14 protein-coding genes and 1 tRNA gene are annotated in these 15,946 nt (G+C 58.9%); 6 read left to right on the top strand and 9 right to left on the bottom strand.

Annotation, left to right across the window (positions count from 1 at the left end):
• Positions 1 to 35: 35 nt before the first annotated feature.
• Positions 36 to 620 carry a superoxide dismutase gene (locus CKO35_RS12570; protein ID WP_200176490.1) on the bottom strand — a complete coding sequence of 195 codons (585 nt, stop codon included), beginning with the start codon at positions 618 to 620 and terminating at the stop codon, positions 36 to 38.
• Between the two features lie 412 nt (positions 621 to 1,032).
• Between CKO35_RS12570 and CKO35_RS18025 the strand changes: the two genes are divergently transcribed.
• Both CKO35_RS18025 and CKO35_RS12565 read left to right on the top strand, forming a co-directional pair.
• On the top strand, positions 1,033 to 1,326 hold the full coding sequence (locus CKO35_RS18025; RefSeq protein WP_242467181.1) for a hypothetical protein: 294 nt from the start codon (positions 1,033 to 1,035) through the stop codon (positions 1,324 to 1,326).
• The gene (locus tag CKO35_RS12565) at positions 1,308 to 2,861 is read left to right on the top strand and encodes a methyl-accepting chemotaxis protein (RefSeq protein WP_242467180.1); all 1,554 of its coding nucleotides are present in this window, start codon (positions 1,308 to 1,310) and stop codon (positions 2,859 to 2,861) included. The genes CKO35_RS18025 and CKO35_RS12565 overlap by 19 nt, the downstream gene beginning before the upstream one ends.
• A 21-nt stretch (positions 2,862 to 2,882) precedes the next feature.
• Here CKO35_RS12565 and CKO35_RS12560 read toward each other — a convergent pair whose 3' ends face one another.
• Together CKO35_RS12560 and CKO35_RS12555 are read right to left on the bottom strand one after the other, a co-directional pair.
• Positions 2,883 to 5,249, bottom strand: a complete 2,367-nt coding sequence (locus CKO35_RS12560; RefSeq protein ID WP_200176489.1) for an ATP-binding protein — start codon at positions 5,247 to 5,249, stop codon at positions 2,883 to 2,885.
• Positions 5,228 to 6,154 (bottom strand): ABC transporter substrate-binding protein, encoded by a 927-nt coding sequence (locus CKO35_RS12555; protein ID WP_200176488.1) that lies wholly within the window; start codon positions 6,152 to 6,154, stop codon positions 5,228 to 5,230. Before CKO35_RS12555 ends, CKO35_RS12560 begins: the two co-directional genes overlap by 22 nt.
• A 563-nt stretch (positions 6,155 to 6,717) precedes the next feature.
• Between CKO35_RS12555 and CKO35_RS12550 the strand changes: the two genes are divergently transcribed.
• Positions 6,718 to 7,086 (top strand): arsenate reductase, encoded by a 369-nt coding sequence (locus CKO35_RS12550; RefSeq protein WP_200176487.1) that lies wholly within the window; start codon positions 6,718 to 6,720, stop codon positions 7,084 to 7,086.
• Positions 7,083 to 7,940, top strand: a complete 858-nt coding sequence (hslO, locus tag CKO35_RS12545) for an Hsp33 family molecular chaperone HslO (protein WP_200176486.1) — start codon at positions 7,083 to 7,085, stop codon at positions 7,938 to 7,940. Before CKO35_RS12550 ends, hslO begins: the two co-directional genes overlap by 4 nt.
• 58 nt (positions 7,941 to 7,998) lie before the next feature.
• Here the strand turns inward: hslO and CKO35_RS12540 are convergent, their stop codons facing one another.
• The 3 genes from CKO35_RS12540 to CKO35_RS12530 all read right to left on the bottom strand — a co-directional run bounded on the left by CKO35_RS12540 (position 7,999) and on the right by CKO35_RS12530 (position 9,725).
• On the bottom strand, positions 7,999 to 8,289 hold the full coding sequence (locus tag CKO35_RS12540; RefSeq protein ID WP_200176485.1) for a DUF4282 domain-containing protein: 291 nt from the start codon (positions 8,287 to 8,289) through the stop codon (positions 7,999 to 8,001).
• 381 nt (positions 8,290 to 8,670) lie between these two features.
• Positions 8,671 to 8,745: transfer RNA gene (locus tag CKO35_RS12535), tRNA-Val, on the bottom strand.
• A gap of 65 nt (positions 8,746 to 8,810) precedes the next feature.
• Positions 8,811 to 9,725, bottom strand: a complete 915-nt coding sequence (locus CKO35_RS12530) for a LysR family transcriptional regulator (protein ID WP_200176484.1) — start codon at positions 9,723 to 9,725, stop codon at positions 8,811 to 8,813.
• A 222-nt stretch (positions 9,726 to 9,947) separates the two neighbouring features.
• Here CKO35_RS12530 and CKO35_RS12525 point away from each other — a divergent pair, with 222 nt between their 5' ends.
• Positions 9,948 to 11,411, top strand: a complete 1,464-nt coding sequence (locus CKO35_RS12525) for a carboxysome shell carbonic anhydrase (protein WP_200176483.1) — start codon at positions 9,948 to 9,950, stop codon at positions 11,409 to 11,411.
• Here the strand turns inward: CKO35_RS12525 and motB are convergent.
• Both motB and motA read right to left on the bottom strand, forming a co-directional pair.
• Complete coding sequence (motB, locus tag CKO35_RS12520) at positions 11,401 to 12,261, bottom strand: flagellar motor protein MotB (RefSeq protein WP_200176482.1); 861 nt, start codon at positions 12,259 to 12,261, stop codon at positions 11,401 to 11,403. The genes CKO35_RS12525 and motB overlap by 11 nt on opposite strands.
• A gap of 6 nt (positions 12,262 to 12,267) precedes the next feature.
• Positions 12,268 to 13,125, bottom strand: coding sequence for a flagellar motor stator protein MotA (motA, locus tag CKO35_RS12515; protein WP_200176481.1), 858 nt, complete (start codon positions 13,123 to 13,125; stop codon positions 12,268 to 12,270).
• 117 nt (positions 13,126 to 13,242) lie between these two features.
• Here motA and CKO35_RS12510 point away from each other — a divergent pair, with 117 nt between their 5' ends.
• The gene (locus CKO35_RS12510) at positions 13,243 to 14,718 is read left to right on the top strand and encodes an HDOD domain-containing protein (RefSeq protein WP_200176480.1); all 1,476 of its coding nucleotides are present in this window, start codon (positions 13,243 to 13,245) and stop codon (positions 14,716 to 14,718) included.
• Here the strand turns inward: CKO35_RS12510 and ispG are convergent, their stop codons facing one another.
• Complete coding sequence (gene ispG / locus CKO35_RS12505; RefSeq protein ID WP_200176479.1) at positions 14,719 to 15,945, bottom strand: flavodoxin-dependent (E)-4-hydroxy-3-methylbut-2-enyl-diphosphate synthase; 1,227 nt, start codon at positions 15,943 to 15,945, stop codon at positions 14,719 to 14,721.
• Position 15,946 lies beyond the last annotated feature (1 nt).

Below are 15,946 nucleotides of genomic sequence, written 5' to 3'. Positions count from 1 at the left end.
CCATCATGGGCGCGTCGCCATGAAGGTGGTGAGAGTCAGCCGAAGTTGTCGGCGACGAAGTCCCAGTTCACCACGTTGAAGAAGCCTTCGATGTACTTGGGCCGGGCATTGCGGTAGTCGATGTAGTAGGCATGCTCCCACACATCCATGGTCAGCAGCGGGGTCTTGCCGGCCTCGGTGATCGGGGTGGCGGCGTTGCTGGTGTTGACGATCTCCAGGCTACCGTCGGCATTCTTCACCAGCCAGGTCCAGCCGGAACCGAAGTTGCCCGCACCTGCGGCGGCAAACTTGTCCTTGAATTCGGCAAAGGAACCAAAAGCGGCATTGATGGCCTCGGCCAGGGCGCCGGTGGGCTCGCCACCGCCGTTGGGGCTCAGGCAGTTGAAGTAGAAGGTGTGGTTCCAGACCTGGGCGGCATTGTTGAAGATACCGCCGGCAGGGGCCTTCCTGACGATCTCCTCCAGGGACAGGCTTTCGAACTCGGTGCCGCTGATCAGCTTGTTCAGGTTGGTGACGTAGGTCGCATGATGCTTGTCATGGTGGAACTCCAGGGTCTCCGCGGAGACGTGGGGTTCCAGGGCGTCCTTGGCATAGGGCAGATCGGGCAGTTGGTGCGTCATACCGGTTTTCTCCTCGTGAAGCGATTTACGCAACGATCATTGTGTTTTGGATAAAGTCTAAAGATAGGTCAGGGCAAGGGCACAATGCAAACCTTGACTGTTTGTGTCGGGGTATGCAAGCCGTCCGCGGCCGCATGCTTCCTTGGTACCGGGCCGAGATTCTTCAGGATGGCGTCCGGCCGTCCTCCAGGGTGGGGAGTTGACGGGTGATCAAGCCGGTATCGCGAGAAATTACCAGATATCGGGACTATCCTACCTTAAGGGCGAAGTTACCCGGAGGGCACTGGAAAAAAAGGCAATTCATGCCTAATATTAGATTCGTTCTAAATTGGAAGGGCGTCCCGGCAGTCTTAATCAATGCCGACTGGGCCAGACATCGTCTCGATCAAGGTTTCCATCGGGGGAGGGGAGTATGAAACACCTGATTGCATGGCTGGGTTTTGGCCGAAGTCTGATCATGATCCTGGTTACCCTGGTGCTGGCGAGCATCCTGTCGGTTTCCGTTGCGGTCTATTTTCAGTACCGGGCGGCCTTCACCTCGGCGGTTGAAGAGGAACTCCAGGGCATCGGGGCAATGAATACCGAGGCGTTCACCCGCTGGCTGACGGTTCGCCAGGACGAGATGCGTTTCCTGGCCGGCGTGGGCAGGGCATCGCCGGCGCCGCTTTCGAGGGGCGCAGTCGGGTCATGTCCCGCAGCGAGGTAAGTGATTTCCAGGTGCCGGATCGTGACTGGTTCCGGCGCGCCATTGCCGGCGAGGATGTGTTTTCCCGCCCCGTCCTTTCCAGGGCCACCGGTAATCTGGTGAGCACCGTGGCGATCCCCATCCGTGAAGGGGGGCGCATCGTCGGGGTCATGCGGGGTGCCGTGCAGTTGCAGACGATCTTTGTCCAGGTCAGCGCCCTTAGCGTGGGAGAGTTTGTGGAAGTGTATCTGGTGAATGGAGCCGATGGCATGCCGCTGACCCCGGCGGCGTCCATTGGCCAGACCAACGCGCCGGTGGATACCTTGGCCGTGAGGGGGATTCGTCAGTCGCAAACCGGTCTGGGTCATTATCTTAACGCCGCCGGCGTCCCGGTCATCGGCAGCTACAACTACATCCCGATGCTGGGCTGGGGGCTGATCCTGGAGGAAGAGGAATACCACGCCATGGCCCCGGTCAGGGCGATGCTGCGTAATCTGATCATCATTGCCGGAACCATGGTGATCATCGCGGTGATCATCAGTCTGGTTGTTGTGAGGGCAGTCCGAGGCATCCTGGGGGGGGAGCCTGTTTACGCGGCCCAGGTGGTGCAACAGGTGGCCGCGGGAGACCTGACCACCCAGGTGAATCTGCAACCGGGGGACACCGGAAGTCTGCTGGCCAGCATTGCGAGAATGCAGGGCCAGTTGCGCAGCATGATGGGCGACATCACCAACTACGCCAATGAAGTGGCAGCCGCATCCACCGAGCTTTCCCAGATCAATGCAGAAACGGAACGGGGCATGGACCAGCAGGCGCATCAGATGGACAGCGCGGCGGTGGCCATGAACGAGATGACTGCCACCGTGGAAGAGGTGGCCCGGAGTACCCAGTCCACGGCGGACAGTGCCCTGCAGACCCTGTCCGACGTCAGGGGCGGCAAAACGGTGGTGGACACGACGGTTGGCGCCATCCGGAAACTGGCGGGTGATGTCACGCGAACGGCGGAAGCCATGGAGGCCCTGCGCCAGGATACCGAAAGCATCGGCTCGATTTTACAGGTGATCCGGGATGTGGCGGAACAGACCAACCTGCTGGCGCTCAATGCCGCCATAGAGGCAGCACGGGCGGGAGAGCAGGGCAGGGGATTTGCGGTGGTGGCGGATGAGGTCAGGACACTGGCCAGCCGCACGCAAAAATCCACCTCGGACATTCAGAGCATGATCGAGAAACTGCATGCCAGCGTCAGATCCGCCGTAAAGGTGATGGAAGAAAGCCGGACCGGCGCGGATCACAGCGTGACCCAGGCTGGTGAGGCGGGCAATACCCTGGACCGCATTACCCAGGCGGTGACCCACATCAATGACATGACTCAGCAGATCGCCAGCGCGGCCGAGGAACAAAGCGCCACGGTCCATGACATCAACCAGAGCATCCACCGGATCAACGAGGTGGCGCAGCATGCCAAGGAAAACGTGCTGCAGACCTCCCAGGCAAGTCATGACCTTTCCAAACTGGCGGAAGAACTCCGGCTGGTGGTGGGACGTTTCAGGATTTGATGGGCTTGGCTTGTGCTGCTTTCATGCAGGGGGGCTGTTTTCTTGAGTGTCAACATAGTGCTGCAGTGCCTCCCTGCCTGCAGCGCTCAACTGTTTCAATTCTCTGGTTATATTGAAAACCATAGCATCGTCTCTTGTGGTGCGAAGGATGGATTCCAGTTCAGCCGCCGACTCGGAGACTGCCATGAGGCCTACATTGGCACTGCTGGATTTGAGGCGATGGGTCGCAAGCCGGAGACTGCTCCAGTCCCTGTTGTGAGCGGACTCAAGAATGGTTTCCACGAGACAGCCGGCTTCGGAGAGGTAGAGTTCCACTGTACACCTGATCAATTGGCGTTCCCTGGCCCGCTTTAACCGTGCAATCTGATTCAGTGGTGCGGGATCAAAGGGCTTGATGGCATTTTCCCGCGAGTGTTTCTCGCTCAAGTCCATTTCCGTCATCTCCTGGTCGGCGGAGGTCCCCGAGTTGAGCCAGCGGGACACCATGGTGTTCAGGTCCGACAGGGAAAACGGCTTGGCGAGGTAGTCGTCCATGCCCACGTCCCTGCACCGCTCCCGGGTTTCCTGCAATACGTCTGCGGTCAGGGCGATGATGGGCGTTCGGGCGGAGGGGCCAGGTTGATCACGTATCCTTTGCGTGGCGGAAAATCCATCCAGAACCGGCATGTGGCAGTCCATGAAAATGAGGTCGAACGCACGGGACTGTGCCAATGACACCGCCTGCTCTCCGTCCGCGGCCAAGGTCAGCCGACAGCCTGAATTTTCCAGCATGGCCTTGGCCACCTGCTGATTGACCGGGTCATCTTCCGCCAGCAGAACCCGTATATGAGGGGAAAAACTGGAGCCGATTTCCGGTGCAGTGCCGGTGATCCCGAGTTCCTTCTCGGCGGCAGCAAATGGTACGCGCAGGAAAAAGGAGGAACCCACTCCGGGTTCACTGTCCACGGATAATTCCCCGTGCATCAGTTTGATAATCCGCAGGACGATGGCCAGTCCCAGGCCACTACCCCCATATTGACGGGTGATGGAACTGTCCGCCTGAGAAAAAGGCTGAAAAATCCGCTCCAGTGCTGTTTTCTGAATCCCGATGCCTGAGTCACGGACCTCGATCAGCAGGTACTGGCTGCCGATGGGTAGATGTGAAGGGGGAGGCCCCTCAGCCATCAGGCGCATGCACACTTCGCCCCGGTGTGTGAATTTGATGGCGTTGCTCAGAAGATTGAGCAGTACCTGCATGAGCCTGACGGGGTCACCATGTAATGGAACCGACAAGCCGGGTTGCTCGCAGGTCAATTGCAGTTGTTTTTGAATGGCGTTTCCCCTGAGCGTGTCAACGGCGTCTTCAACCACCGACAGCAGATCAAAGTCCACGCCTTCCAGGGTCAGCTTTTCCGCCTCAATCTTGGAAAAGTCCAGAATATCGTTGATGACGGAGAGCAGGGCGCGCCCGGAGCGCCGTATGCTGCTGGCATGACTGGCCTGGGTTTCATTCAGGGGGGATCGGAGCAGCAATTCGTTCATGCCCAGCACGGCGTGCATGGGTGTGCGGATCTCATGACTCATCACGGCGAGAAACTCGGATTTGCTCCGGTTCGCGTTTTCCGCCATCTCCTTGGCCTTCACAAGGGCCTGTTCATGTTGCGCCAGACGCTCCAGCAGCCGGTTGAATGCCCGGCTCATGATGGCCACTTCATCTTCTCCCCCCTCGGGAAGCTTGCGGGTATTGCCGATGTTGCCGGGCTGAATGTCCTCCAGGGAGCGCACGATCCGGGACAGGGGCAGAATCACGAACCTGGAGAGTGCGATGAACAGGATCCCGAAACTGATGATGAAAACGCCAAGGTCGATCCCCGTGGTGACCCATAGGAGCTGGCTTCTGGCCTCCTCGATGACTTCCTTGGGAAAGCCCACGATCACATCGGCCACCTTGGTTCCCCTCGGATCCATCACCGGTTGAATGACGGCATAGCTCTTGTCATCAGGGTTATGGATCGTCACCATTCCCTGCTTGATGCCTTCCGCCACAGCCGGGGGAACGGGAGGTTTTGGTTGTCCCTCCGCCTGAAGGTTATGAAACAGCATGTTGCCCGTGGCGGAGACCACGAAGGCGTAAGAGATATCCCCATTGCGTTCAACGGCCTCGGCGCACTGGCGCTCGAATCCCTGCAGATCATCAATCGGAATGCCAAGGAACAGTATGCGCTCAAGCTGCCCGCCCAGTATGCGCGAGATGGCCTGGGCCCAAAGTAAATGGGATTCGGTCTGCTGGCGGGTGAAGAGATAGCTGGAAGCCAGGGTATTGGTGACCATGGCCACCAGCACGACCGTGGCCACGATGAGCAGGATTTTGGCCCGCAATCCAAGTTTCAGTCGTGCAGTCTTTCCCACTGAAACTCCATGATGATCTCGGATGTGAGCAACTCGGTGGACTGGACATTGATGCCCAGCTGCCTGGCGCGGGCGAGATTGATGGCCGGACGTCCTTTCACCGTGGGCTCCGGGGGGATATCGGCTGGAAGAACCCCGTCGATCAGGATGGTCCGGGCCAGCTTGCCCGCCGCGATGCCTTGTTCCAGTTCAGACACAGTCACGGATGCCAGCACGCCAAAATGGATGCGATCGATCCAGAAACTGATATCCGGGCGCGTGCTGTTTTCCACTACCCAGCGTTGCAGGGCCTCGTAGGGTACGGTGTTGCCTTCCTCATCAAGAAAATTGAAGACTCCCAGATACATGACTGCGTCGGCGGTCTGTTCGTAGTCAATCACGTGCTTCTGAAAGTCCGCATAGCTGACAACCACATCCACTGCGACCAGTTCGATGCCGGGCAGGGCGGACATGCTCCCATGAATGCGCTGGATCACTGGAGCCCAGTGGGATGCGGTATCCGTGATCACGGCCAGGCGTCTGACATCAGGCACCAGGTTTTGCAGCAGGCGGATGGACTCGGGGATATGCTCGTATTCCAGCACGCCGGTGATGTTGCTGGTGCCCTCAAGACTGTGCTCTGCCAGCGTCTTGTTGGCGCCACTGAAAACAATGGGCATGGGGGTATTCGCGTAGTGTCTGGCGACATGATCAATGCCGGCATCATCCGAAATGTAGAGCAGGTCCGGCGACCAGGCATCAATCATTTCACGGGCACTGGCACCTCTTATCGCCTGTGCTTCCCGTGAGGCATGTCGCTTGATATCCATTTGGAATATCTTGTATTCCACATCGGCATCTCCGAGTCCTTCCTTGAAGCCCGCAAACTGGCCGTCCGTCCATCGCCAGGGGGAATCGAAACTCATGACATGAAAGATCCTGAAGGATTTTTCTTCTGCATGGGCGGATGTCAGTAACGTCGGGATGAGGCAGATTGCAATGAATAGTGTCCGTATTATGTTTATGGTTTTATTTTTGGGTAAGCGATTCATTTCATAAGTTCCCGTGCAGTGATTTCAGAGAGCAAGGGATGCCTTCAGGGCATGGGCAGGGTCAAGCCAAACGGGATCATGGTTGCTGGATCGTGACTGAAATTCAGCGGCGCGGGCGGTTTGATGTTTTTGTAATTTATTGACCAAGTATAGGCGCTCGAGGATCATGCTGCCCTGGCCAGGGTTGTCACCATTGCCCCGACCTGCAGCATGGGTGAATCCTGATCTTCGAATCCATCTGGAACAGGTCCTGACACCGTTTCCCATGAACGGAGCGGGCTGGTTACAATAAGGAGGCCATGAATACGTCATACCCGCGTAGCGGGGATCTGGTCACGGATCGAAAAATCCTCTCCCTGAGCGGGCGTGACGACAGAAGACTTTTTCAGTGCTTCCATGGGAATCCCATTCAGTCAATTCGGAGCTATTTCTGCCACATGTCGGGTCCTAGTGTTCAGCATCACTGTCGTCTATACGGCATCAGGAACTGCGATACCATGAAAAAGGCCTTTTCCTGGATGGAAAGCCATGGTATCGACTATGAATTCATCGACTACAAGAAGACCGGTGTAGTGGCCGCCCGGTTGCCGGACTGGTGCCGCATGGTGGGTTGGGAGTCACTGCTCAACCGCCGTGGACTGACCTGGCGCAGGCTGGCCGAGGCCGAGCGTGAAGCCCTCGATGAAGCCAGTGCCTGCGCATTGATGACCCGTCATCCCACGCTGATCAGGAGACCCGTTCTTGAATGGGGTGAAACCCTGTTGATGGGATTTGATGCCGATCGTTACCGGGAGGTGCTGGGATGAGCCAAGACCTGTTGCAGCGTTTCCTGCTGGAGGATCTGGACATTCGCGGGGCGGTTGTCCAGCTCGGGCCGGTGTGGCGAAAGATCATCGCCGAACGTGACTATCCCGTACCGGTGACCCATCTGCTGGGTGAAATGTGCGTTACTTCCCTTTTCATCACCGAGGCCCTGAAACAGCAGGGGCGTGTCACTTTCCAGCTCCGGGGCGCCGGTCCGGTTTCCCTGCTGGTTGTGGACTGTGACGCAAGGCTGAATCTGAGAGCCCTGGCCCAGTCGGCCGGCGACATTGAGTCGGGGTCGGCCAGAGCGTTATTGGGTGAAGGTCGTCTGGTACTTTCACTGGACCTTCCCAGCATGCGTCAGCCCTGGCAGAGTGTGGTCCCTCTGGAGGGGGAAGGCATCGGTGAGATTTTCGAGCACTATCTCAGCCTGTCCGAGCAATTGCCCTCCAGACTGTTCCTGACCGCGACGTCAGAAGGGGCGGCGGGCCTGTTTCTGCAGAAACTTCCCGCAGCCGATGAGCGTGACCCTGATGGCTGGAATCGCATCGAACATCTGGCATCCACGATCACCGACGATGAACTCATCAATCTGCCCGTGAGTTCCCTGCTGACACGTCTTTTCCCCGAGGAGGCGGTCAGGGTCTTTGAGCCTCGAAGCGTGATTCACGACACCCCCGAGGACTGGAGCAAAGTCCGTTCACTGCTCCGCTCCCTGGGCCGTGAGGAAGTGGAGTCGGTTCTGCAGGAGCAGGGCGCGGTCATCGTCCGGGATGACCTGGCCAACCGGGAATATCGGCTGGACAAGGAAGCGGTAACCGCCATCTTTGACGAGACGCCCCGGACCCTGCACTAGTGGAAGTGCCGCCCCGGTGCCTCGGCCAAGTTAAAGCCGAGGCACCGGGTGCGTGGTCTTAAATGCCGGTGCCCGGCTTTTTTGCAATCTCCGAGAGCCGGTCGTGAATGCTGAACAGGACCAGCATCAGTTCACAACTGATGCGCCAGAACACCACGCCCAGAACCAGCATCACAAGCCCGCCGAGGAAGCTCTGTCCGAACATGGTACCCAGCGCGCCGATCACGACGGCGGCCACGCCCACCCAGAAAATAATGTGGATGAAGGGTGGAGTGATCATCTTGCGAAACAGCAGGTAGTCTTTCATGAGTTTTCTCTCACCTGATTTCTTCCTGAATTGGACCGGCATGCGAACACCGATCGATGAAAGCAGCCAGAATGCGGCTGGGCAGCCCGGCGCACGCCTCGACCGAATTTGAGGCTCCGCCGATAGTATAGTGGCTCGATAGGGAAAGCGCCGTCATCGTGGTGATGATGCGCTACCCATGGCTGCGGTCAGGGATTTCCAAATCTCCGGAAGCATGGCTCTGCCTCAGGGTGTCGGCAGATCAGCCTTTGCGCTTGGGGCATTCCTTGCAGCGCTTGCTCTTTTTGTACTTCTTGCAACATTTCTTCTTCTTTGACATCAGGAATGTTTTCGAGCCGGGTCGTGGTGGCGGACGTGCGGAAACAAAAAAGCCCCCGTTTCCGGGGGCTTAGAGATCTTCCTGGTACTGCTTGTACTTCAATTTGGTGGGCGGTAGTGGGATCGAACCACTGACCCCTGCCGTGTGAAGGCAGTGCTCTACCGCTGAGCTAACCGCCCAAGTGCGAAGAAGGCGTGATTATAGGGAGGCCCCTGGGGCCTGTCAACACGCCTAAAGGGGTTTTTTAATTCCGCCACTCGGGTGTCTTCAGGAGGTGCCCGGCCTCCTCCAGAGTGAATTTCATGAAGGCCTGGGCCACGCCGGAAAAACGTTTTCCCCGAGGATGAACCACATACCATTGGCGCTGAATGGGGAAGCCTTCCACGTCCAGCACTACCAGACGTTTCAGGATCAGTTCCATCTCCAGCGTGTGGAGGGACAGCAGGCCCAGGCCCAGTCCGGCTTCCACCGCCTGTTTGATGGCCTCGCTGCTGTGCATCTGCTGGGTGGCCAGCAGGGTGATGCCGTGGGTTTCGAAAAACCGTTCTGCGGCGCCCCGGGTCCCCGATCCCTCTTCGCGTACCACGAAATGCTCACTGGCCAGACGTGCTACCGGGATGTTTTTTTCCCGCGCCAGCGGGTGGTCCGGTGGCGCAATGATCACCAGCGGGTTCTCCAGGAAGGGGTGGGCGGCCGGCTCGCCGGAGGGCGGCTGGCCCATGATGGCCAGGTCCATGGCATTCATGTCCAGCAGCTTGAGCAGGGACTCACGGTTGGTGACTTCCAGGGTCACGGAGATCCCCTGATGGCGCTGATGGAACGCGGCAATCAGGCGTGGAACAAAATAATTGGCGGTGCTGGCCACGGCTATGTTCAGATGTCCTCGTCGTAGCCCCTTCATTTCGCTGAGAACCATCTCCACTTCCGCCAGCTGATTGGCGATGGTGCAGCTGTAGTGATAAAGCTCCTTGCCGGCATCGGTAAGATAGATCCGTTTGCCGATCTGTTCGAACAGGGGCAGGCCCACATGTTCTTCGAGCTGCTTGATCTGCATGGACACGGCCGGTTGCGTAAGATGCAACTCTTCCGAAGCCCTGGTGTAACTGAGGTGTCTGGCCACGGCTTCGAAGGCCTTGAGTTGTCGAAAGGTGAAATTCATTGTGCCGTTGCCTCCATGGGGCAGGATGGTCCTCCGCCAGACGAAGGGTATTGCCCGTGTTCGGCCTTGGGATTCTCCATGGAATGGCCCTGCGTCTGGTCAAAGCCACATCCGTGAGTATTGCTTAATGGGAAGCAGATTAAAATTCGTGTATCAGGGGTACGCGCCGAATGTCTTGGCCGTGGACCCTGTTCTCAATGACAAAAATGAGGTGTCCAGGTAGTGAATACGGAACTGGAGCAGGGAGCCGGAGAGAACACCGGCAAAGCCCACCATCCACTGGCGGAGCCTTTCGATCACGGCAGACTGTATGCCTTCGAACAGGCCTTTCAGGGAAAACTGACAGCATTGATCCCCGCGCTCAGGCAAATGCAGTACCAGTCCATGGGGCCCGATCACGCCCGGCAAATTCAGGCCATGGCGCAGGAACGGCTTGGCTTTGAGTGGCCCGCGGAGGTGGTGGAAAGGTCCTGGGTGGGAGGCCTGGATGTGCGATTGCTCTATGCCCAGGGGATCTTTCAGATCCTGTCCCAGATGGTGGACGGCGCCTGGCGCGACTGCCCGGCACCCATGCTGGACGTGGAAAGTGTGCTGGGTGAGCTGCTGGATTGTGACATCCATGCCATGGTGGTCAGCACGTGCCCGGACGGCCGTCTCATGGGGCTCAAGCGTCTGATTCTGCGCCTGCCCGGTTTGCAGATCCGTCATTGCGCCAGGGTGGGCGGGGTGTTTGATGTGGATAGCCAGGTTGAGCACTGGCGCTACTGTGAGCTGCTTCGGCACCTGGAGGGCATCCCTGTTCCAGCCGATGTTCCTTCCAGGTATCTCAAGGTGTGTGTCTATCATTTCAGATCGACCGAACCTGCGGCCAGATCCTGTGAATGCCCTGGCAGTACCGAGAGCCATGCCGACTTGCTGCTGGATCGGCTGCAGGTTTTCAGGGAATCCATTGGCGCGGGGCTTTCCAGGCCGCCACCGGTGGATACCCTTTTGATCGGCGTTGACACGGATACGGACGGTATCCGGATCCATGTGCCTGATGCTTTGGGACGGATGCGGGCCGATGTTTATATCGACAGTCTGACTCTGTATCGGCAGACCTTGTCCTTGGAGCCCCGCGTCGCCTCGTTGCGACTCTATCAGAGCATACATAACGCCATCCGGGATCGTCAGGATCAGGAAGCCGGTCCGGCGGAGCCTCCCAGAGAGGGGCTTGTGAGGCTGATGACACGTCTGCTCCAGGGTAACCTGTCACAGCTTGACTACCTGCGTCTTTACAAGGGCGGATTGCATGAGCAGGTTGAGCGAGCGGAGTGGCTGGTCATCGTCGGAGATGCCCTGGACGAGGTCCAGTTGCGCAATCTGGCCTGGTGTGTCGGGCCCGCTCCCATGGAGGTGATGGGGGAGGCCCTGGATATAGGGATACAGGGGATACTCAGGCAAGGACCCGCACGACTGGGTCTTCCGATACCGGTTCTGGTGCATCGTCTGTATGATCCCCGGGAGCCAGGGAGTCGGGACAGGGAGGCGGCCCGCTGTCGTGAGATCTGTCAGGCCATCGAAGACCGTTATGCCGCCCTGGTAGTCAAGGGCGGTCTGGTCTGTCAAGGGGCTCTCCGGGCCAGGGGTGCCGGCGGTGGGCTGGAATTCCTGGCCCGGGAGAGTCGGGAAATACTCAGGGCGTGAACGGCAGTATCTGATCGCCCTGGTATTCCACCGAGGCCTCCTTGAGGATGGAGGCCTCGGTCGCCTGGTTCATCACGATGATGCTGATGCGACGGTTGATGGGGTTTTCCGGGTTCTCCCGGTCAAACAGCACCGTGGAACCCAGTCCGACCACCCTGCCCACCTTGTTTTCTTCCATGCCTCCCGCCAGCATGGCGCGCCGGGCCGCGTTGGCCCGGTCGGCGGACAGTTCCCAGTTGCTGTAGTTGGCCCGGATGAAGGGGCGGGCATCCGTGTGGCCGGTGATGCTGATCTTGTTGGGAACCTGGTTGATGATGGACCCCAGCTCTCTGAGGATGGCCGTGGTGTAATTCATGAGCTGGGAACTGCCCAGATCGAACATGGGACGATTTTCCCTGTCGACGATCTGAATGCGCAGGCCCTCCGGCGTGATGTCAAGCAGCAACTGATCCTTGAAGGGCTCCAGCGCCTGGCTCTGTTCCATCGCTTCTTCCAGCACTTCCTTGAGGTTTTCCAGCCGTTGCCGGTCCAGTTCCTGGGCCAGTTCCTCAACCCGCTCCATGTCGACTGCGCCCTCAAAGTCGATGATGGAGGGTGAGGCGCCTTGGCCATCGGTGGGGTGGGGCGGGGTGGGGCTGATCCCCATGGCGGCGGAAGGATCCTGGAAATATTGGGAGATTGCCGCCTTCTGCATGTCATCGGTGACCGATAGAATCCACAAGAGCAGGAAGAAGGCCATCATGGCGATGGCAAAATCCGCAAATGCGATCTTCCAGGCGCCGCCGTGGTGACCGCCGTGCTTGACGATCCGCTTGATGACGATCGGCTGTTTTTTCTCCTCGATTGCCAAGGCTGCCTACCCCTTGTTGCCGCGCAGATGCTGTTCCAGTTCGATGAAGCTGGGGCGCATGTTGGAGGCCATGGCCTTGCGCCCGAACTCTACTGCCACCTGAGGACTGTAACCCTGCACGTTGGCAAGAATACAGGCCTTGAGAACCGCCAGGTACTTGGATTCTTCATCGGCGCGTCGCTCAAGGGCATTGCTCAGCGGACCCACGAAGCCGTAGGCCAGCAGGATACCCGTGAAGGTGCCCACCAGTGCGGCAGCCACCAGTCCGCCGATCTTGTCGATGGGGCCATCCAGGGCGCTCATGGTGTTGACGATGCCCAGCACCGCCGCCACGATACCGAAGGCGGGCAGGCCGTCTGCCACCCGTGATACGGCATGGGCGGGTTCAGCGGCTTCGTGATGGTGTGTTTCGATATCGATGTCCATGAGGTTGTCCAGTTCGAACGGATTCATGCTGCCGCTCACGACCAGGCGCATGTAGTCGGAAATGAACTCCACCGCATGATGGTTCTTGAGAACTCGCGGATATTTTTCGAACAGGGGGCTGTTTTCCGGCTCTTCGATATCCCCCTCGATGCCCATCAATCCTTCCTTGCGTGCCTTGGTGAACAGGTCATACATCAGGCCCAGCAGTTCCATGTAATCATCTTTCTTGTAGACGGGGCCACCCATCAGCTTGGGAATGAGGGCGAAGACCTTGATGATCGTCTTCATGGGGTTGGCGATCACGAAGGCGCCCAGGGCTGCCCCCAGGATGATCACGAACTCATAGGGCTGCCAGATCAGGATGAGCTGCCCGCCATGGAGGGACCACCCGCCAAGAACGGCAACGGTAACGATGATTGAGCCTAGAATGAGATTCACTGACCGTGTTCCTCCTGTTATCCGGTGTGGGCCTGGGCTGGCTAGGATGAGAGAATACGGTCCATAATAAACGAATATATCCCTGTGAAGTACTGCTCAATTTGAAGGGGCGTGATAATGGATAAACGGCAGCTGGATGAATGGCTCGGTGCCTTTGGCGGGCAGGATCTTCCCTTGTTGCCGGGTACAGCGCTCTTGCTGGGTGACCTTGAGTCGGACGCGCTTTCCAGCATGCGTCTGGTGGCGCGCCTGATACAGTGGGACGTGGGGTTGGCACTCAATGTCATCCGCATGGCAAATGCGGTTCCTCATCGGCATTTCCGTACCGAGGTGGTGTCCCTGGATGAGGCCACCATGATGATCGGCATCCAGGGTATCCATCGTTGTCTGGAGAAGTCCAGGCCGTTGGATCAGTTGCTTGATCCCGCCGCCCGGGAACGCTATTTCCAGCTGGCCGCGCAGGCTACTTACGCCGCTATGCTGGCTGAATCCTGGGGCACCCTGCGTAATGACATGGTTCCGGGTGAAGTTGCACTGGCAGCCCTGCTCTTCAATTTGGGCGAACTGGCTTTGGCGGTGCATCAGGAACGGCGGATTGCTCGCTATCTCTCCCTCATGGAAAACACAGAGGTTCTGCCCCATGAAGCGGAATATGTGGCGCTGAACCTGAGCCTGAAGGCGGTCGGCCACCGTCTTGCGGGTTTGTGGAAATTGCCTGATCTTGTGCGGCATTGCATGTGTCCTTCCAATGCCCGTCATCCGCGTCCCCTGGGCGTCATGCTGGCGGCCAAGCTGGCACGTCACGCCATTGGCGGGTGGTGCTGTCCCGTGCAGGCCAGGGATTTGCGTTTGGTGATGGAGTACCTGGATGCGGATATCGAATCCGTGGTGGAGCAACTCAACAGGGTTTCGAGAGAGTTCAACCTTAACCTGAACCTTTACGGTGATCTTCCGGCAGTACCCGATCTGGAGGCTGAACTGATCAGGGATCAGTGGATCAGCGGTATCAGTTCGCAGCGCCCTGTGTTCTGTCTGGCGCCCAGGCGTGACAGCCTGGATCAGGCAGAAGCCACGCTGCAATCCGGAAAGTTGGGCGATGAAGGGGAAGTCCTGGATGTGCTTTTGGCGGGGCTGCACCAGGGGGTGGGACTGAATCGGGTGGTATTCGCCCGCCTGGACGAGGCTGAGAACCAGCTGGTTCCCGTATCCATGGTGGGAACCGATTATGAACCGGATTTCAACCGGATGACCATTGACCTCTACGGTCGTCATTTGTTGACGGTCTTGATGAAGCGGCCGGCCTCGTTCTGGCTGAATCCGGGCAACGTGGATGAAATGTGGTACCAGGTACCGCAGTCTCTCCGGGACATCATCGGGGTCAGGGCATTTTTTGCCCATTCCCTGTTTGCGGGTGATCGGCCGCTGGGGCTGGTTTATGCCGACCGGAGGTTCGATGATTGTGCCCTGGATAAAAAGGCCCTCTCCGGCTTCAATCGTCTGGTGGCACTGGCCCAGGCCGAACTGCTGAGACTGGATCAAGAGGCCGGAGCCAAGCCCCGGCCCAGGGTAGAGCCGATAAGGACGCTGCGTTGATCAGCCGTAGCGGCGTTCGATGTATTTCTCCACCAGCAGCAGGAACTCTTCGGCGATATGGTCGCCCTTGAGCGTGACGGTCTTTTCGCCATCCTCATAGACCGGGGCTACCGGCATCTCACCGGTGCCGGGCAGGCTGATGCCGATGTTGGCATGCTTGCTTTCCCCCGGTCCGTTGACCACGCAGCCCATCACCGCCACGGTCATCTCCTCGACCCCCGGATAGCGCTTGTTCCACTCCGGCATGTTGCGACGGATGTGGTTCTGGATGTCCTGGGCCAGATGCTGGAAATAATCGCTGGAGGTGCGTCCGCAGCCAGGGCAAGCCACCACGGCGGGGATGAACCTGCGCAGTTCCAGGCTCTGCAGGATTTCCTGGGCCACGATCACTTCCTTGACCCGCTCGGCACCCGGTTCCGGGGTAAGGGAGACACGGATGGTGTCGCCGATGCCCTGCTGAAGCAGCACCGCCAGGGCGGCGGTGGAGGCCACGATGCCCTTGACGCCCATGCCTGCTTCGGTCAACCCCAGGTGCAGGGGGTAGTCGCAGCGGGAGGCCAGGTCCGTGTAGAGGCGGATCAGCGGCTGCACGCCGCTGACCTTGCAGGAGAGCAGGATACGGTCATGGGGCAGGCCGATTTCCTCGGCCCGCCGGGCGCTGCTCAGGGCGGATTCGATCAGTGCCTCGCGATTGATGTCCTGAATGTCCAGCGGCGGTTGCCTGCGGGTGTTTTCATCCATCATGCGGGCCAGCAGTTCCTGATCCAGGCTGCCCCAGTTGACGCCGATGCGCACCGGCTTGTCGTAACGGCAGGCCATCTCGATCATCTGGGCGAACTGGGTGTCTCGTCGGGCTCCCCGACCAACGTTGCCCGGATTGATGCGCAGCTTGGCCAGGGCCTCGGCGCAGGCCGGATATTTGCTGAGCAGTCGATGGCCGTTGAAATGAAAATCCCCCACCAGGGGTACATTCAGTCCCATGGCATCCAGGCCTTCACGGATGCGCGGAACGGCCGCGGCCGCCTCCTCGGTGTTGACCGTGATTCTTACCAGTTCGGAACCACCCCGGGCCAGGTCGGCCACCTGGCGGGTGGTGGCGGCCACATCGGCGGTATCGGTGTTGGTCATGGACTGTACCACTACCGGAGCATCACCGCCGACCACCACATGGCCGACTCTGACGGGGACAGTGGTATGGCGACGGTAACCAGGAATATGGGCATTCATC

It is taken from the genome of Ectothiorhodospira shaposhnikovii, from assembly GCF_016584105.1.
GTDB lineage: Bacteria > Pseudomonadota > Gammaproteobacteria > Ectothiorhodospirales > Ectothiorhodospiraceae > Ectothiorhodospira > Ectothiorhodospira shaposhnikovii.
The sequence above is the reverse complement of the archived record's forward strand: the minus strand, read 5'-3'. Positions and strand labels throughout refer to the sequence as shown.